Annotated in this window: 12 protein-coding genes; 6 read left to right on the top strand and 6 right to left on the bottom strand. The window is 71.4% G+C overall.

The features are described 5' to 3' along the window. Positions 1 to 837, top strand: a complete 837-nt coding sequence (locus NF681_04210; GenBank protein UST54423.1) for a hydroxypyruvate isomerase family protein — start codon at positions 1 to 3, stop codon at positions 835 to 837. Here NF681_04210 and NF681_04205 read toward each other — a convergent pair. Both NF681_04205 and NF681_04200 read right to left on the bottom strand, forming a co-directional pair. Then, positions 827 to 2,410 (bottom strand): MFS transporter, encoded by a 1,584-nt coding sequence (locus NF681_04205; protein UST54422.1) that lies wholly within the window; start codon positions 2,408 to 2,410, stop codon positions 827 to 829. The genes NF681_04210 and NF681_04205 overlap by 11 nt on opposite strands. Positions 2,411 to 2,472: 62 nt before the next feature. Next, the gene (locus tag NF681_04200) at positions 2,473 to 2,952 is read right to left on the bottom strand and encodes an Lrp/AsnC family transcriptional regulator (GenBank protein UST54421.1); all 480 of its coding nucleotides are present in this window, start codon (positions 2,950 to 2,952) and stop codon (positions 2,473 to 2,475) included. A 184-nt stretch (positions 2,953 to 3,136) separates the two neighbouring features. On the opposite strand from NF681_04200, the gene NF681_04195 reads away from it, so the two are divergent. Beyond that, positions 3,137 to 6,784: an indolepyruvate ferredoxin oxidoreductase family protein gene (locus NF681_04195; protein UST54420.1), complete on the top strand. Its 3,648-nt coding sequence runs from the start codon at positions 3,137 to 3,139 to the stop codon at positions 6,782 to 6,784. 20 nt (positions 6,785 to 6,804) lie between these two features. Here NF681_04195 and NF681_04190 read toward each other — a convergent pair whose 3' ends face one another. Further along, positions 6,805 to 7,419: a glutathione S-transferase N-terminal domain-containing protein gene (locus NF681_04190; protein ID UST54419.1), complete on the bottom strand. Its 615-nt coding sequence runs from the start codon at positions 7,417 to 7,419 to the stop codon at positions 6,805 to 6,807. 161 nt (positions 7,420 to 7,580) lie between these two features. Between NF681_04190 and purB the strand changes: the two genes are divergently transcribed. Together purB and NF681_04180 are read left to right on the top strand one after the other, a co-directional pair. Next, positions 7,581 to 8,960, top strand: coding sequence for an adenylosuccinate lyase (purB, locus tag NF681_04185; GenBank protein UST54418.1), 1,380 nt, complete (start codon positions 7,581 to 7,583; stop codon positions 8,958 to 8,960). Between the two features lie 5 nt (positions 8,961 to 8,965). Continuing rightward, positions 8,966 to 9,526 (top strand): YaeQ family protein, encoded by a 561-nt coding sequence (locus tag NF681_04180; GenBank protein ID UST54417.1) that lies wholly within the window; start codon positions 8,966 to 8,968, stop codon positions 9,524 to 9,526. Positions 9,527 to 9,556: 30 nt separating this feature from the next. Here NF681_04180 and NF681_04175 read toward each other — a convergent pair whose 3' ends face one another. Beyond that, complete coding sequence (locus NF681_04175) at positions 9,557 to 9,871, bottom strand: DUF2007 domain-containing protein (GenBank protein ID UST54416.1); 315 nt, start codon at positions 9,869 to 9,871, stop codon at positions 9,557 to 9,559. 24 nt (positions 9,872 to 9,895) lie between these two features. Beyond that, positions 9,896 to 10,423 (bottom strand): DUF3717 domain-containing protein, encoded by a 528-nt coding sequence (locus NF681_04170; GenBank protein ID UST54415.1) that lies wholly within the window; start codon positions 10,421 to 10,423, stop codon positions 9,896 to 9,898. Positions 10,424 to 10,922: 499 nt separating this feature from the next. Between NF681_04170 and NF681_04165 the strand changes: the two genes are divergently transcribed. Beyond that, the gene (locus NF681_04165) at positions 10,923 to 11,660 is read left to right on the top strand and encodes a TerC family protein (GenBank protein ID UST54414.1); all 738 of its coding nucleotides are present in this window, start codon (positions 10,923 to 10,925) and stop codon (positions 11,658 to 11,660) included. 118 nt (positions 11,661 to 11,778) lie between these two features. Beyond that, positions 11,779 to 12,258 (top strand): hypothetical protein, encoded by a 480-nt coding sequence (locus NF681_04160; GenBank protein ID UST54413.1) that lies wholly within the window; start codon positions 11,779 to 11,781, stop codon positions 12,256 to 12,258. A gap of 39 nt (positions 12,259 to 12,297) precedes the next feature. On the opposite strand, the gene NF681_04155 is transcribed toward NF681_04160, so the two are convergent. Continuing rightward, positions 12,298 to 17,643 carry an amino acid adenylation domain-containing protein gene (locus NF681_04155; protein UST54412.1) on the bottom strand — a complete coding sequence of 1,782 codons (5,346 nt, stop codon included), beginning with the start codon at positions 17,641 to 17,643 and terminating at the stop codon, positions 12,298 to 12,300. Positions 17,644 to 17,742 lie beyond the last annotated feature (99 nt).

Below are 17,742 nucleotides of genomic sequence, written 5' to 3'. Positions count from 1 at the left end.
ATGCCCCGTTTCGCCGCCAACCTGTCCATGCTCTACCCGGAACTCGACTTCCTCGACCGCTTCGAGGCGGCGGCACGGGACGGCTTCCAGGCCGTCGAGTACCTCTTTCCCTACGAGTTCGCCGCGCCGGAGCTCGCCGCGCGGCTGCGGGCGAACGGCCTGCGCCAGGTGCTCTTCAACGGCCCGCCCGGCGACTGGCACGGCGGCGAGCGCGGCCTGGCCTGCCTGCCGGGGCGCGAACGGGAGTTCCACGACGGCATCGAGCGCGCGCTCGACTACGCGGACGCGCTCGACTGCCCGCGCATCCACGTGATGGCCGGCCTGCTGCCGGCCGGGCTCGACCGCGCCGACGCCGAGGCGCTCTACGTCGACAACCTGCGCCGGGCGGCCGAGGCGGCGCGCCCGCGTGGACGCGACCTGCTGCTGGAGCCCATCAACACGCGCGACATCCCGGGGTTCCTCCTCAACCGCCAGGACCAGGCGCACCGCCTCGTCGAGGCCGTCGGCGCGCCCAACGTCAAGGTGCAGATGGACCTCTACCACTGCCAGATCGTCGAGGGCGACGTGGCGATGAAGCTGCGCCGCTACCTGCCCACCGGCCAGGTGGGCCACCTGCAGATCGCCGGCGTGCCCGAGCGCCACGAGCCCGACGTCGGCGAGCTGAACCACCGCTACCTGTTCGACGTCATCGACGAGGTGTCGGCGCAGTGCGGCTGGGACGGCTGGGTCGGCTGCGAATACCGACCGCGGCGCGGCGCCGTGCCGGGCGGCACCACCGACGGGCTGGGCTGGCTGCCGCGCGGCACCCGTGACGCCCCGGACGTGCTCAGCGCCTGACCACGTAGCGCGTGACGACCGGCCGCGCCTCGCCGATGTGGAAGGCCAGGCGCCGCTCGCGCAGGGCCAGGTCGGCGGCGGTGGCGCGCTGGAAGCGGCGCAGGTGGTCGGTCCAGGACGGATCGACGATCTGCTCCAGGTAGCGGCCCGGCTCGGCGATGTCGTGCAGCAGTTCCCAGCCGATCGCCCCCTCGCTCAGGCGCGTGCGGCGCGTCTCCTGCATCACGTCCTGGAAGGCGGCGGCGCGCGCCGGGTCGATGAGGTATTCGACCGTGATCACGAGCCGGCCCTCGCCGGTCGGCGCGTGCGCGGGCGCGTCGGCCCAGCCGGCGTGCGCCGGACTCACGTCGTCGTCGACGCCGCCGTCCACCACGAAGCGCAACGCCAGCAGCATCGTCAGCACGCCGCTGACCGAGGCGATCAGCAGGCTCGCCTGCAGGGTGCCGATCGTGGCGATCTGGCCCCACAGCGCGGCGCCCAGCGCGCTCGCGCCCATGATGGCCATCTGGTAGGTCGACATGCCGCGTGCGCGCACCCAGTCGGGCAGCGCGAGCTGGGCCGAGACCGCCAGCGAGTTGGCCACCGTGATCCAGGCCATGCCCGACAGCATCATGGCCGGCACCGCCAGCCACGCGTTGGGCGCGAGCGCCATGGCCGCGGTCGAGACCGACTGCAGCAGCGTGCCGCGCAGCACCAGCGCGTCGCGCCCGTAGGCTTGGCGCAGGCGCGGCAGGAACAGCACCGCCACGATGGCGCCCCCGCCCATCGCCGCGAGCAGCAGGGTGAACGTGCCGGCGCCACCGCCCTGCAGGCCACGCGCGAGCAGGGGCAGCAGGGCGAGCAGCGCCGTCGAGTGCAGGAAGGCCAGCGAGACACGCGCGAGCACCGCGCGCATGCGCTGCGACTGGCGCACGAACTGCACGCCCACGCGCATCGCGCCGACCAGCCGTTCGCGCCCGAGCGGGTTGGGCGTGTGCTCGCGCCGCCAGCGCAGCACGATGAAGCCCGAGGCCACCGACAGCACCGCGTTGAGCACGAACACCCACAGCGACCCCGCGCTCGCGATGAGCATGCCCGCGACCAGCGGGCCGATGATGCGCGAGGCGTTCATCGCGATGCCGTTGAGACCGAGCGCGGCGGGAAGCTGGGGACGCGGCACCAGTTCGGGCACGATGGCCGAGAACACCGGCCAGCGCATCGCCAGGCCGATGCCGTTGAAGAAGGTCAGCGCCAGCAGCAGCGGCGCGGTCATCCAGCCCAGGGCGACCGCGCCGCACAGCACGATCGCCACGCCGGCCAGCCAGAACTGCGTGGCCATCAGCCAGCGCCGCCGGTCGAGGATGTCGGCCAGCGCGCCGCTGGGCAGCCCCAGCAGGAACACCGGCAGCGTGGAGGCCGTCTGGACCAGCGCCACCCAGATCGGCGAGGTGGTCAGCGAGGTCATCATCCAGGCCGCCGCCACGTCGTTCATCCACATGCACACGTTGGCGATCAGCCAGGTGGTCCACAGCATGCGGAAGACGGGCAGCTTGAGCGGCACCAGGGCGCCGATGCGGGGCGGCTCGGCGCGCATCGGGGGGATGGGGGATTCTTCGGGGGAGAGGGGCGGCATCGGGGATGCATTGTGGCCCGAGGTCACTTCACCGCGAGGTGCCCCAGCGGCAGCGCCGCCCCCGACTTCACCTCCCCCAGCGAAAAACTGGTGTGCAGGTCCTTCACGTTGGGCAGGTTCATCAGGCTGTTGAGCGCGAAGCGCGAGAAGGCGTCCAGGTCCTGGGCCACCACCTGCAGCTCGAACATGCCGGTGCCGCTGATGTAGTGGCAGGCGACGATCTCGGGCAGCCTGCGGATCGCCTCCTCGATCTTGCGGGTGACCTCGCTGTTAGCGCGCTCGGTGTCCAGCCGCACGAAGGCCAGCACGCCCAGGCCGATCTTGCGGCGATCGATCTCGGCGTGGTAGCCCTTGATGAAGCCGGACTCCTCCAGCGCGCGCACGCGGCGCCAGCATGGCGCGGCCGACAGGCCCACGCGCTGGGCCAGCTCGGCGTTGGTGAGGCGGCCGTCGTCCTGGAGCTCTTTCAGGATGGCGAGGTCAAACTTGTCGATGCTTTCCATAAGCGGGCATCTTAAGAAAGGATCTTCCAGAAACTAGGGTTTCCCGGCCAAAAAATGGAAGCACCTGTCTCCGGTGCGGTCCTACACTTTGAAAAGGATCACGGGATGCGGCGCGCGCGCCGGGCCGTCCTCGATCCCCCCAGCCAGGCCCGCGAGGTCACGCCACACCCGGAGACATCCCACGATGAACGCCCCCCTGCCCGACCACATCCGCAAGGCCCTCGAGACCGTCACGCTCGACGACAAATACGCGCTCGACCACGGCCGCGCCTTCATGAGCGGCGTGCAGGCCCTCGTGAAGCTGCCGATGCTCCAGCGCCTGCGCGACCAGCGCCAGGGCAGGAACACGGCCGGCTTCATCAGCGGCTACCGCGGCTCGCCGCTCGGCGGCTACGACCAGGCGCTGTGGAAGGCCAGCAAGTACCTCAAGGCACAGAACATCGTGTTCCAGCCGGGCGTGAACGAGGAGCTGGCGGCCACCGCGCTGTGGGGCACGCAGCAACTGGGCTTCTCGCCCCCGGGCACCAACCGCTACGACGGCGTCTTCGGCATCTGGTACGGCAAGGGCCCGGGCGTGGACCGATGCTCCGACGTCTTCAAGCACGCCAACATGGCCGGCACGACGGAATTCGGCGGCGTCATCGCGGTGGCCGGCGACGACCACATCTCCAAGAGCAGCACCGCCGCCCACCAGAGCGACCACATCTTCAAGGCCTGCGGCACGCCGGTGTTCTTCCCGGCGACGGTGCAGGAGATCCTGGACCTGGGCATCCACGCCTTCGCCATGAGCCGCTTCTCGGGCGTGTGGTCGGGCATGAAGACGATCCAGGAGATCGTCGAGTCCAGCGCCACCGCCGTGATCGACCCCGAGCGCGTCGACATCGTCATCCCCACCGACTTCGAGATGCCCCCGGGCGGCCTGCACATCCGCTGGCCCGACCACGCGCTGGAGCAGGAGGCGCGGCTGATGCACTACAAGTGGTACGCCGCCCTCGCCTACATCCGCGCCAACCGCCTGAACCACAACGTCGTCGAGGGCCCGAACGACCGCCTGGGCATCATGGCCAGCGGCAAGGCCTTCAACGACACCCGCCAGGCACTGATCGACCTGGGCCTGGACGACGCGGCGTGCCGGCAGATCGGCATCCGGCTGCACAAGGTCGGCGTGGTGTGGCCGCTGGAGGCGCAGCTCACGCGCGAGTTCGCCACCGGCCTGCAGGAGATCCTGGTGATCGAGGAGAAGCGCCAGGTCATCGAATACCAGCTCAAGGAAGAGCTCTACAACTGGCGCTCCGACGTGCGCCCGAACGTGGTGGGCAAGTTCGACGAGGGCGAGGTCCACGCGGCCGAGGGCTATTCGGGCGGCGAGTGGTCGATGCCCAACCCGACCGCGCACACGCTGCTGCGCGCCAACGCCGACCTCAATCCGGCGCTGATCGCGCGCGCCATCGCGCAGCGCCTGCGCAAGACCGGCCTGCTCGACCGCGCCGGCGCCGACATGCGTTCGCGCATCGACGCCCAGCTCGCCATCCTGGAGGCCAAGGAGCGCTCGATGGACGTGCTCAAGCTCGGCGGCGCCGGCGGCGCGGTGCAGGGCGCCGACCGCCAGCCGTGGTTCTGCTCGGGCTGTCCGCACAACACCAGCACCGTGGTGCCGGAAGGCTCGCGCGCCATGGGCGGCATCGGCTGCCACTTCATGGCGACCTGGATGGACCGCTCCACCATCGGCTTCACGCAGATGGGCGGCGAGGGCGTGCCGTGGGTCGGCCAGCAGCCCTTCACCACCGACCAGCACATCTTCGCCAACCTGGGCGACGGCACGTACTTCCACAGCGGCCTGCTGGCCATCCGCCAGAGCATCGCGGCGGGCGTGAACATCACCTACAAGATCCTCTACAACGACGCCGTGGCCATGACCGGCGGCCAGCAGGTCGGCGAGCGGCCCGAGGGCCATTCGGTGCTGCAGATCGCGCAGAGCCTGCAGGCCGAGGGCGCCGTGCGGGTGGTCATCGTCACCGACGAGCCCGAGAAGTACCAGGGCGTGAAGGTGGCCGGCGACCCGGACGTCAAGCACCGCGACCTGCTCGACGAGATCCAGCGCGAGTTCCGGGAGATCAAGGGCACCACGGCCATCATCTACGACCAGACCTGCGCCACCGAGAAGCGCCGCCGCAGGAAGCGCGGCACCGCCGTCGATCCGGCCAAGCGCGTGGTCATCAACGAGCTGGTGTGCGAGGGCTGCGGCGACTGCAGCGTGAAGAGCAACTGCCTGTCGGTGGAGCCGCTGGAGACCGAGTTCGGCCGCAAGCGCGCCATCAACCAGAGCACCTGCAACAAGGACATGAGCTGCTTGAAGGGCTTCTGCCCGAGCTTCGTCACCGTCGAGGGCGGCACCATGAAGCGCGCCAAGCGTTCGGCGGCGACCGCCGCGATGGGTGAGATGGCGGTCCTGCCCGAGCCCGCCGTGCCGACGCTCGCCGCCGGCCAGACCTGGGGCATCGTGGTCGCCGGCGTCGGCGGCACGGGCGTCATCACCATCGGCCAGCTGCTGGGCATGGCCTCGCACATCGAGGGCCGGGGCATCGTCACGCAGGACGCGGCGGGTCTCGCGCAGAAGGGCGGCGCCACCTGGAGCCACGTGCTGATCGGCGACCGCCAGGAATCGATCCGCACCACCCGCGTGGGCACCGCCGCGGCGGACCTGGTGCTGGCGGCCGATCCGCTCGTGGCCGTCAACCCCGAGACCCTGGCGCGCCTGCGCGAAGGCCGCACGCACGTCGCGCTCAACACGCACGGCGCGCCCACGGCGGCTTTCGTGCGCAACGCCCAGTGGGTCAATCCGCAGGACGACTGCGCCGGGCAGATCGCGCGCATCGTCGGCGCCGACGCCGTGGGCGGCTTCGACGCCGACGCCACCGCCACCTCGCTCATGGGCGACAGCCTCTACGCCAATCCGATGCTGCTGGGCTACGCCTGGCAGCGCGGCTGGGTGCCGCTCGCGCACGACTCGCTCATGCGCGCCATCGAGCTCAACGACGTCGCGATCGACAACAACAAGGCCGCCTTCGAATGGGGCCGCCGCGCCGCGCACGACCCCGCGTCGGTGCAGCAGCGCGTGTCGCCCGGCCAGGTGATCGAGTTCAAGCGCCGCGAGACGGTCGACACCCTGGTCGCGCGCCGCGTCGAGTTCCTGACCGACTACCAGAACGCGGCCTATGCCGAGCGCTACCGCGCCTTCCTCGGGCGCGTGCAGCAGGCCGAGGCGGCGGCTGCGCCCGGGCGCAGCGGCCTGGGTGAGGCGGTGGCGCGCAATCTGTTCAAGCTCATGGCGTACAAGGACGAGTACGAGGTCGCGCGCCTGCACACGGACCGCGCCTTCCTGGACCGCGTCAACGGCATGTTCGAGGGCGACTTCAAACTCAACTACCACCTCGCGCCGCCCGGCATCGCCAGGAAGAACGCCAAGGGCGAGCTGCAGAAGCAGAAGTTCGGGCCGTCGATGCTGACGGGCTTCAGGGTGCTGGCGAAGCTCAAGGGGCTGCGTGGCACGTCCTTCGACGTGTTCGGCCGCACCGAGGAACGCAGGACGGAACGCGCGCTGATCGGCGAGTACATCGCCAGCATCGAGGAAGTGCTCGGCGGGCTGAACGCCGCGAATCACGCCCTCGCCCTGGACATCGCCGCCCTGCCCGACCAGATCCGCGGCTATGGCCACGTGAAGGAACGCAACCTCGCGGCCGCCCGCGCACGCTGGACGGGCCTGATGGCCGACTGGCGTGGCGAGGGGGCGGCGTCGCGCGCGAGCGCCAAGCCGGTGCGCGCGGCCGCCTAGGGGGTGCGGCCGGGGCCGGTTCAGCCCGGCTGGGTGTCGGCGAAGCTGGGCCGCAGGCTCAGCTTGTCGTGCAGGCGCTTGAGGTTCGGGTACGTGCCGCGCCAGTCGATCTCGGGGAAACGGAAGCCGATCCAGCCGAGCGCGCAGCCGACCGCGATGTCCGACAGGGTCAGGTGGATGCCGATGCAGAAGGGCTTGTCGCCCAGGCCCTTGGCCATGGCGGCGATGCCGGCCTCGACCTTACCGCGCTGACGGTCCATCCATGCCTGGCTGCGCTCGCCGTCGGCGCGGCCGCTCCACGTGCCTTCCAGGCGCCAGAGGACGCCGGCGTCCATGACGCCGTCGGCCAGCGCCTCCCAGGTCTTGACCTCGGCGCGTTCGCGCCCCGACTGCGGAATGAGCTTGCCCACCGGGGACAGCGTGTCGAGGTATTCGACGATGACGCGCGAATCGAACATCGCCTCGCCACCCTCCATCACCAGACACGGCACCTTGCCCAGCGGATTGGACTTCGCGATCGCCGTGGCGTCGGACCAGACGTCCTCGACGACGAACTGATAGTCGAGCCGCTTCTCGCCCAGAACCACGCGCACTTTGCGCACGTAGGGGCTGGCGGAAGATCCGATCAGTTTCATGCGTTTTCTCTCTCCGTAGGGGACTTGGTTGTAGCGTTTTGATTCTAGTGTGGCGACTTCATACGCATTCGTTGTAGTCGAATCAACTCAGAATCGTGCAAGAAAAATGACGCATCCGTCACACGGATCGCCCCGTCGACCACCCACCTAAAATCCCCTTCATGAGCTTCTCCACCGTTTCCGCCCTTTCTCCTCTCGACGGCCGCTACGCGGCCAAGCTCTCCGCGCTGCGCCCGCTGGTGAGCGAACAGGGCTACATGCACCGGCGCGTGCAGGTGGAGGTGGCCTGGTTCGTGGCGCTGTCGGACTGCGGCTTCGCGGAGTTCAAGCCGCTCACGCCAGGCGCGCGCAAATACCTCCAGGGCCTGGTCGCCAACTTCTCCGAAGCCGACGCCCAGGCGATCAAGGAGATCGAGAAGACCACCAACCACGACGTGAAGGCCGTCGAGTACTGGATCAAGGGCAAGTTCGATGCCCGTCCCGAACTGCTCGCGGCCGCCGAGTTCGTGCATTTCGCCTGCACCAGCGAGGACATCAACAACACCAGCCACGCCCTGCAGATCCAGGCCGCGCGGGACAAGGTGCTGCTGCCCGCGCTCGACGGCATCGTGACCCGGCTGCGCGAGATGGCGCACCAGTTCGCCGACGTGTCGATGCTCTCGCGCACCCACGGCCAGACCGCCAGCCCCACCACCGTGGGTAAGGAGATCGCCAACGTGGCGGTGCGCCTGGCCAAGGCCCGCGAGCAGATCGCGGCGGTGAAGCTGCTGGGCAAGATGAACGGCGCGGTGGGCAACTACAACGCCCACCTCGCCGCCTGGCCGGACTTCGACTGGGAGGCCTTCAGCCGCCGGGTGGTCGAGACGCCGGTTCCCGCCGGCCTGGGCCTGACGTTCCAGCCCTACAGCATCCAGATCGAACCGCACGACTACATGGCCGAGCTGTTCGACGCCGTGGCGCGCGCCGACACCATCCTGATCGACTTCTCGCGCGACATCTGGGGTTATGTCAGCCTGGGCTATTTCAAGCAGCGGCTGAAGAAGGGCGAGATCGGTTCCAGCACGATGCCGCACAAGGTCAACCCGATCGACTTCGAGAACGCGGAGGGCAACCTGGGCCTGGCCAACGCCTTGCTGCGCCACCTGAGCGAGAAGCTGCCGATCAGCCGCTGGCAGCGCGACCTCACCGACAGCACGGTGCTGCGCAACGTCGGCGTCGCGCTGGGCTACGCCGTGCTGGCGTACGCGAGCCTGACCACCGGCCTGGGCAAGCTCGAACTCAACCAGGACGCGCTGGCCGAGGACCTTGACGCCGCCTGGGAAGTGCTGGCCGAGCCGATCCAGACGGTCATGCGCCGCTTCGGCGTGCAGGGCGCGTACGAGCAGCTCAAGGAGGTCACGCGCGGCCAGCGCGTCACGCCCGAGGCGCTGCACGGCCTGATCCGCTCGCTGGAGATCCCCCAGGACGAGAAGGAGCGCCTGCTGGCCATGACGCCCGCGAGCTACGTCGGCAAGGCGGCCGAACTCGCCCGGCGCGTCTGAGCGCGATGGCCCTCAAGTCCACCATCTTCAAGGCCGCCCTCGCGGTCGCCGACATCGACCACGGCTACTACGCCGACCACGCGCTGACGCTGGCGCGCCATCCGAGCGAGACCGACGAGCGGATGATGATCCGTCTGGTCGCGCTGGCGCTCAACGCCCACAAGCTGCAGGACGTGCTCGGCGGCGACGGCGTGCTGGGCTTCGGCGACAGCCTGTCCAACACCGACGACCCGGACGTCTCGCTCAAGGACTTCACCGGCCGCACGCGGGTCTGGATCGAGGTCGGTCAGCCCGAGGACAAGCCGCTGATCAAGGCCTGCGCCAAGGGCGACGAGGTCCTGCTCTACTGCTTCAACCACGCCGCCGAGATCTGGTGGCGCGGCATCGAGAACAAGCTGACGCGCGTGCGCAACCTCAGCGTGTTCCGCATCCCGACGGCCGCTTCGCAGGCGCTCGCGGCACTGGCCCAGCGCAGCATGCAGCTGCAGGCGACGGTCCAGGAAGGCGCGCTGATGCTGGGCGACGGCAAGCACAGCATCGACATCGAGCCGCTGCGCTGGAAATAGCGCGCGAAGGCGTGCCACGGCCGGGCGGCGTCAGCCCGCGCCGGGCCCCATCATCTCGCCGCAGTGCCAGCACTGCTCGAAGCCGCCTTCGATGAGTTCCCCGCACGCCGGGCAGCGCCAGGTGCGTTGCGGGCGGTGACGCAGTTCGTGCAGGGCCGTCTCGGCGCGCGCGAACTGCGCGTCGTCGTCGATCCAGATCTCGGGCAGGCACTGGTCGGGCGGCAACTGGCCGATGGCACCGCACAGGAACTCGCGCTGCACGGACGCGGCGATGCCGTCGGCACGCAGGGCGTGCGCCCACAACGTGGCGATGGCGAGGTTGGGGGCCTGGGCGAGCCGGCGCATGGGGAGGTCGCGGACCGGTCCCGCTCAGCCTCGGCGCGCGACGCCCGGCCCCCGGGTGCCGGGCACGGGGGGCGCGGTCGCGGCGGCCGTGTCGTCGACCCCGGGGTCGGTCGGGCCGGACGTGCCGTCGACCGGCTTCGCGTCGACGTTCTCGCGGGCGCGCTCGGCATAGGTGTTGAAGCGCCAGGCCGAGTCCTCCAGCGTGATGCGGCGCCAGGTCTGGCGCTTCTCGGCGGGCGTCATGGCGGGCCAGTGCTGGACCTCGCCGAAGCTGCGTCCGCAGCCCTTGCACTGCTCGTCGCCCTGGCTGGTCGAGCAGATGGCGATGCAGGGCGTGTCGGGCGTGGTCTCGTACCAGGCGAGCCAGGCGGCCCAGGCCTCGGCCGGGAAGCCCGCGTCGTCGACCTCGTCCTCGCGGTGGTAGACCATGAGCGCGTACACCTCGGCCAGCGCGCGCAGTTCGGGCGCCAGCGTGACGCCATCGGGCGAGGGCCTGCGGCCGCGCCAGAAGTTGATGGCGGCCTCGATGTCGGTGATGTGGATGGCAGCCATGAAGGAGAGAGGAACGGACGGCGAGGCGGACGGAACGCGGCGCGGGCGGGGTGCCCGGACCGGCATGCCGGATGATAGTGCCGCAAAGTCCCGGGAGGTCCTGGGGACTTCGACACGCTATCGATTCGATAGCATCGCGCAAAGGCCCTGCAAGGCTTGCGGGATGCTTTTCCTCGGACAGCGGGAAAATGCTTGTTGCGGCAGCGCAAAGCCAATGTTTTAATCCGCGCCACGAAGGGGAGTAGCTCCCGCCCGTCGTCGACGAGACGAAGGGCATCGACAGGTCGTCAATACGAAGCACACAAAACTTCCGGCCTGCCGGACCGCCTCATCGGGCGGTCGAGCAAGACCTTCGATTTGACCTGTGCAGGTTTGATCGAAGCAATTGCCACCAGGACACCGCCTTGCCTCGCGCAGGCGACGGCTGACGCCGGTCCTCTACCGATGGCTTCGATCCAGTCCGCGCGGGATGGCTCGAAACACAAAGAGGACGCTCTCCATGGAACAGTTCATGACCCCGGAATTCTGGGTCGCAGTCGGTCAGATCATCATGATCGACATTCTTCTGGGCGGCGACAACGCCGTGGTCATCGCCCTGGCATGCCGCAAGTTGCCGCCGGCCCAGCGCACCAAGGGCATCCTGTGGGGCACCGCCGGTGCCATCGTCCTGCGCGTGATCCTGATCTTCTTCGCGCTCACGCTGCTGGCGATCCCGTTCCTGAAGATCGTCGGCGCGCTGCTGCTGCTGTGGATCGGCGTGAAGCTGCTGGCGCCCGAGAGCGACGACGCGCACGGCAACATCGCCGGCAGCGACAAGCTGTGGGCCGCGGTGAAGACCGTGATCGTCGCCGACCTGGTGATGAGCGTGGACAACGTGATCGCCATCGCCGGCGCCGCGCAGGGCGCGGGCGAAGGCCACCAGATGCCGCTCGTGATCTTCGGCCTGATCGTGAGCATCCCGATCATCGTCTGGGGCAGCCAGCTGGTCATCAAGCTGATGGACAAGTTCCCGCTGATCATCACGCTGGGCGGCATGCTGCTGGGCTGGATCGCCGGCACGATGCTGATCTCCGACCCGGCCGTGGCCCGGCTCGACGCCTGGACCTGGGTGCCGAAGATCCCGCAGACCGACACCATCAAGTACGCCGCCGGCATCGCCGGTGCCCTGCTGGTGCTCGCGATCGGCAAGATGGTGGCGGCGCGCCGCCCCAAGGTCACGCACGCCCCGGGCGTCTGACGACGCCAAGCGTCGTGGCGGCGGACCCCCACCGCCACGACGCCCGACCGCCGAAGCCGGCGCCGCTGCATCCCGCACGGCGCCGGCGTTTTCACAGGGAACTTCGAAGGAGAGCGTTTTGGAAAAGATCATCCTGTACGTCGACGACGCGGCCTACGCCCGCGAGTTCCTGGCCCGCGCCACGGCCGACCAGGTCGGTGGCGACGGCGCCCGCCACTGGATGCTGGTGGCCTGCGCGCCGCGCATGACGCACCGCATCAGCAAGTGGGTCAGCCACAGCGCGCGCGAGAACTGGCGTGGCAAGTGGTTCGCCAAGACGCAGGAACAGGTCGTTCCGCTGCTCAGCCGTCCCGGCGACGCCGTGACGCCGTTGCTGGCCCAGGGCCCGCTCGCGGACCTGACGCTGCGCCTGAAGCGCGAGCACGGCGCCGGGGTGCGCGTGGTGGACGCGCGCCGGCCGAAGATCGGGGTCGACCTCGAGCCCGTGGCCGCCATCGCGCCGGCGGCCCCGGCCGACGGCAAGCCCGGCTGGTCGTTCCCCGGCGTCGCCATGGGACTCGGCGCCCTCCTCGTGCTGGCCAACGGCTTCGCCGAGTAACCGCCCCGCGCGCCGCCGGGCGCGCGCCGCCGGTTCGTCTCAGCCCGGGTCCCGGGCGATCTGCTCCAGGGTCTCGAAGACCAGGCGTGGCGGATCGACCTCGCGGCCCAGTTCCTCGCGGATCGCCACGACCGCGCGCATCGCCAGCAGCGAATGCCCGCCGAGGTCGAAGAAGTTGTCGCGCAGGTCCACCTCCTCCACCCCCAGCAGCCGGCTCCAGATGGCGGCGATGGCGCGCTCGGACGGCCGGCTCGGCAGGCTGCGCCCGCCGGCCCGGTCCGTCGCCTCGGCGGGTTCGCTCGCGGGTCCGGACGCCTGCGGCGCCGATGCCGCCGCACGCACCGGCTGCGGCGCCGGCAGCGCGTTGCGGTCGATCTTGCCGTTGGGCAGCAATGGCAGCGCGTCGAGCCGCACCACGTGCTGGGGCAGCATGTACTCCGGCAGGCGCGCGCGCAGGTGCTGGCGCAGGGCGGCTCCGTCGAGGGCCGGCAGGTCCGGCTCGCGCGTCACCACGTAGGCGACCAGCCGCACGTCCCCGGCCGCATCGGCGGTGCCTTCGCCCTGCGCGCGCGTCACGACGACGCCGTCGGCGATGTCAGGATGGTCGAGCAGCGCCGCCTCGATCTCGCCGAGTTCGATGCGCAGGCCGCGCAGCTTGACCTGGCGGTCGAGCCGGCCGAGGTGTTCGAGCTGGCCGTCGTGGCGCCAGCGGCCGAGGTCGCCGGTGCGATAGAAGCGGGCCGCGGCCTCGCGCGCTTCGGGGTCGGGAGGAAAGCGTTCGGCGGTGAGCGTCGGCTGGCGGTGGTAGCCCAGCGTGACGCCGGCACCGCCGATGCACAGCTCGCCCGGCACGCCCACCGGGCAGGGATGCCCGGCCTCGTCGAGCACCTGGACGGTGGTGTTGACGATCGGCCGCCCGATGACGATGCCCGCGCGCGGGGCCGCCACGCGCCAGAGCGTCGACCACACGGTGGTCTCGGTCGGGCCGTACATGTTCCACAGTTCGACGCCGTCCACGGCCAGCAGGCGCTCGGCCAGGGCCGGGGGCAGCGGCTCGCCGCCGATCAGCGCCTTGAAGGGAGCGCCGCCCGCGCGCCCCGACCAGCCGGCGTCGGCCAGCAGGCGCCACAGCGTGGGCGTGGCCTGCAGGGCGGTGGCGTCGTGGCGCGCGAGCAACGCGCGCAGGGCCTGCGGATCGTGCACCTGCGCCGCGCCGGCCAGCACGACGTGCGCCCCGACGGCCAGCGGCAGCAGCAGTTCCAGCACGGCGATGTCGAACGACAGGGTGGTCACGGCCACCAGCCGGTCGCCGGCCGCGAGGCCGGGCTCGCGTGCCATGCTGGCGAGGAAGTTGACCACCGCCCGGTGCGGGACGGCCACGCCCTTGGGGCGGCCGGTCGACCCTGACGTGTAGATCATGTAGGCGGCGTCGGTTCCGAGCACGGCGTCCCCGGGGCCCGGGAGCCCGGCCGTCGCCATCGCCATCGCCATCGCCGCCTCCTGCCCGTCGCCGGCCGCCTCGACGGGCTGGCCGTCGTCGTCCAGCGCGATCACCGCCACGCCCGCCTCCGCGAGCCAGCCCGGCGCCACCCCGCGCACCAGCAGTGCCGCCAGTCCGGCATCGCCGGCCATGTAGCACAGGCGCTCGGCCGGGAAGCCGGGGTCCAGGGGCACGTAGGCGGCGCCGGACTTGAGCACGCCCAGCAGCGCGATCACCATCGCCGCGTCGCGCGCCATGCCCAGTCCGACCCGCCGGCCGCGGCCGATCCCGCGCGCGCGCAACACCCCGGCCAGCGCGTCCGAGCGCGCATCGAGTTCGGCGTAGCTCAGCGCGCGCCCGGTGGCGTCGCTCACGGCGATGGCGTCCCGGCGCGCCGGGTCGTCCAGCGCCAACCAGCGGTGCACCGCGACCTCGGCGGGCAGCGGCACGGCGGTCGCGTTCCAGCCGTCGCGCAGCCCCGCGAGCTGGGCCGCGGCGACGATGGCGTGCTCCGACAGCGGTCGCGCGGGCGCGGCCAGCAGCCGCTCCAGCAGGCCGAGGTAGTTCTCCAGCAGGCGCTCGGCGGTCTCCGGCGCGTACAGGTCGGTGGCGTACTCGACGTGGATCTGGTGCGTGAACTCGGTGTCCACGTGCACGGCGAGGTCGAACTGCGCGGTCGCGCGGTCGATCTGGAATTCCTCCACGTCCAGCCCGGTGTAGGCCAGCCGCCGCAGCGGCGCATTGAGCACGTTGAAGAGCACCCGCACCAGGCCTTCGGGATGGGTGGCCCGGTCGTGGCCGAGGGCCTCGACCAGTTCGTCGAACGGCGCCTCCTGGTGCGCGTAGGCCGCCAGCGCCGTGGCGCGCACGCGTTCGACCAGCGTGGTGAAGCTGGGGTCGCCCGCCAGATCGGTGCGCATCACCAGCGTGTTGACCAGCGTGCCCACCAGGTGCTCGGCGGTGAAGCGATGGCGGTTGGCCACCGGCGTGCCGACGGCGACGTCGGTGGTGCGGGCGGCCCGCGCGAGCATCAGCTTGAAGGCCGACAGCAGCACGACGAACGGGGTCGAGGCGGTCTCGGCGCAGAAGGCGCGCATGGCCTCGCGCAGGCGCGGCGGCAGGGTCGCGGCCACGCGGCCGCCCCGGAAGCTGGCGCGCTGCGGGCGCGCGAAATCGGTGGGCAGGTCCAGCGGCGCGAGCCCGCGCAGGCGCGCGAGCCAGTAGTCCATCTGCGGCCGGCGCTGCGCGGTGGCCTCGGGGCTGCGCTGCCAGGCGGCGTAGTCGGCGTACTCGACCGGCATCGGCTCGAAGGCCGGCTCGCGGCCGGCCTCGCATGCGGTGTAGGCCGTGAACAGTTCGTGCATCAGCACCGAGAACGACCAGTTGTCGGTGATGGCGTGGTGCATGACCCACGAGAGCACGTGGTCGCGCTCGTCCAGGCGCAGCAGCATCGCGCGATGCAGCGGCGCGCGCGCGAGGTCGAAGGGCTGCGCGAGGCGCGCCGAGAGCAGCGCGCGCGCGTGGCCCGCCGGCTCGGGGTGCGCGCGCAGGTCCAGGCGCTCGACGCAGATCGGCGCGGCGGACGGCGGGTCGATGAGCTGCACCGGCTCGTCGTCGCCCAGCGCGAAGCGCGTGCGCAGGCCCTCGTGGCGCTTGACGACCAGTTCGAAGGCCCGCTGCAGCCGCTCGGCGTCGAGCATGCCGCGCAGGCGCAGCGTCACCGCCACGTTGTAGGCCGAGGAGGCCGGATCGAACTGCTGGATCACCCACATGCGCCGCTGGGAGAGCGACACCGGCAATGCCGCGCCGCGCGCCACCCGCACGATGGCGGCCGGCGCCGGCGCCTGCGACGCGTCCTCGGCCCGGGCCTCCAGCGTCAACGTGACGTGGCGTGCCAGCGCGGCGATGCTGGTGTGGTCGAACAGCTCGGCCAGCGGCAGCTCCAGCCCCAGGCGCTGCCCGATGCGGGAAGCCACCTGCGTCATCAGCAGCGACGTCCCGCCGAGCTCGAAGAAGCTCTCGTGCACGCCGAAGGCGGCACGGCCGAAGACCTCGTGCCATATCTCCCACAGCGCCTGCTCGGTGGCATCGCGCGGCATCACGGTCAGCGCGCGCGCGGTGTCGGCCGTGGCGCCGGTGGAAGTCTCGGTCCCGGTCAGCGGCGCGACCGACTGCACGTCGAGTTCGCCGTCCAGCCAGCGCTGGCGGCACAGGCGGCGCTGGACCTTGCCGCTGGAACTGCGCGGCAGCGAGCCCGACCGCACCAGCGCCACCACGCTCACCGCCAGGCCATGGGCCTCGCCCACCGCGCGCCGCACCGCCACCGCGATGGCGTCCGCGTCGGGCGTCGCGCCGACGCGACGCTCGGTCTCCAGCAGCAGCACCAGCGCCTCGCCGTCGGGCCCGTCGACCGAGAACGCGGCGCCGTAGCCGGGCCGCAGCGCCGCGTGCGCGTGCTCGGCCGTCCACTCGAGGTCCTGCGGGTAATGGTTCGCGCCGTGGACGATCACCAGGTCCTTCAGGCGGCCGGTGACGAACAGCTCGTCCGCGTGCAGGAAGCCCAGGTCGCCCGTGCGCAGGAAGCCGCGGGCCCCGTCGGGCGCGCCCGCGAGCCGGGCGCCGAAGGTCGCGTCCGACGCGCCGCCCTGGCGCCAGTAGCCGTCGCCCACGCCGGGTGCGCCGACCCAGATCTCGCCCACCACGTCGGGCGCGGCGAGCTCGCGCGTCGCCGGGTCCACGATCAGCACCTCGGTGTCGCGCAGGGGCCGGCCGCAGCCGGCGAGCAGGCGCACGCCGGCCGCCGTCGCCGGCGTCGGGCCGTCCGCGTGCGTCACCGTCGGCACGACGCGGTCGCGCGCCAGTGCCCTGGCGTCGAACGCGAGCGTCGCCGCCGGCCGGTCGCGTGGCGACGCGCTCACGCCCAGCACCGCCTCGGCCAGGCCATAGGCGGGCATGAAGGCCTCGGGCCGCATGCCGGCGGCACCGAAGACCGCCACCACCTCGGCCACCGTGTCGGCGCGGATCGGCTCGGCGCCGCAGTTCAGCGAGACCAGGGCCGACAGGTCGCGCCCGAGCGTGCGGCCGTCGAGGGCGCGCAGGCAGGCGACGTAGGCCGAGGCCGGCGCGCCCGAGTGCGTGATGCGCAGGGCCGCCAGCGCGTCGAGCCAGCGCAGCGGCCGGCGCAGGAAGGTCAGCGGCGACATCAGCCAGCTCGTCAGGCCTCCGGCCATCGGCGCGAGCACGCCGTGCACCAGGCCGTAGTCGTGGAAATGCGGCAGCCAGACCAGGCTGCGGCTGTCCGGGCCGACGCCACCGACCTCGTTGAGCGCGTGCACGTTGGCGATCGCCTGGGCGTGCGCGATGCGCACGCCGCGCGGCGTCGTGGTCGAGCCGGAGGTGTATTGCAGGTAGGCCAGCGCGTCGCCGGCCACGGGAGCGGGCACGGCCGGCGCGCCGGTCCGGGCCGCGACGTCGGCCAGGGCCATCCAGGGCGCCATCGCCCACAGCGCCGGCTCCAGCACGCGGCGCGCCGCCTGCAGCAGCTCGCCCGAGGTCAGGACCAGCGCGGCGCCGGTGTCCTCGATGATCGCGCGAAGCCGCGGCAGGCCGTGCAGCAGGCGCACCGGATCGGGCGCGGGCACCGGCACGGCCACGCAGCCGGCCTGCATGCAGGCCCAGAAGGCGCGCACGAAGTCCAACCCGGGCGGAAACGCCAGGAGGACCCGGCTGCCCGGCGACGCCACGGCACCGAGCCGTTCGGCCAGTTCACGGACCTCGTGGCCCAACCGGGCGAAGCTGGTCGACTCGGCGACGGAGAGATCGTCGCGCAGGAAGACATAGGCCGGCTTGTCGCCCTGCGCGGCGCATTGCGAGGCGAAGAGCGTGGAAAGTGAAGGGGAGGACAAGGTGCAGCGTTCGTGGGAATGGTTAACCGATGGTGACATTGTTGCCGCTTTGGCACCATGACCGGCAGTGAAGAGAACGCCCCGAAAGCGCACAAAAGT

This window comes from Comamonadaceae bacterium OTU4NAUVB1, assembly GCA_024372625.1.
Classification (GTDB): Bacteria; Pseudomonadota; Gammaproteobacteria; order Burkholderiales; family Burkholderiaceae_C; genus Variovorax.
The sequence above is the reverse complement of the archived record's forward strand: the minus strand, read 5'-3'. Positions and strand labels throughout refer to the sequence as shown.

Coding starts and splice junctions, on each gene's coding strand:
- NF681_04210 (UST54423.1), top strand. CDS start 1: ATGCCCCGTTTCGCCGCCAACCTGTCCATGCTCTACCCGGAACTCGAC.
- NF681_04205 (UST54422.1), bottom strand. CDS start 2,410: ATGCGCGCCGAGCCGCCCCGCATCGGCGCCCTGGTGCCGCTCAAGCTG.
- NF681_04200 (UST54421.1), bottom strand. CDS start 2,952: ATGGAAAGCATCGACAAGTTTGACCTCGCCATCCTGAAAGAGCTCCAG.
- NF681_04195 (UST54420.1), top strand. CDS start 3,137: ATGAACGCCCCCCTGCCCGACCACATCCGCAAGGCCCTCGAGACCGTC.
- NF681_04190 (UST54419.1), bottom strand. CDS start 7,419: ATGAAACTGATCGGATCTTCCGCCAGCCCCTACGTGCGCAAAGTGCGC.
- purB (UST54418.1), top strand. CDS start 7,581: ATGAGCTTCTCCACCGTTTCCGCCCTTTCTCCTCTCGACGGCCGCTAC.
- NF681_04180 (UST54417.1), top strand. CDS start 8,966: ATGGCCCTCAAGTCCACCATCTTCAAGGCCGCCCTCGCGGTCGCCGAC.
- NF681_04175 (UST54416.1), bottom strand. CDS start 9,871: ATGCGCCGGCTCGCCCAGGCCCCCAACCTCGCCATCGCCACGTTGTGG.
- NF681_04170 (UST54415.1), bottom strand. CDS start 10,423: ATGGCTGCCATCCACATCACCGACATCGAGGCCGCCATCAACTTCTGG.
- NF681_04165 (UST54414.1), top strand. CDS start 10,923: ATGGAACAGTTCATGACCCCGGAATTCTGGGTCGCAGTCGGTCAGATC.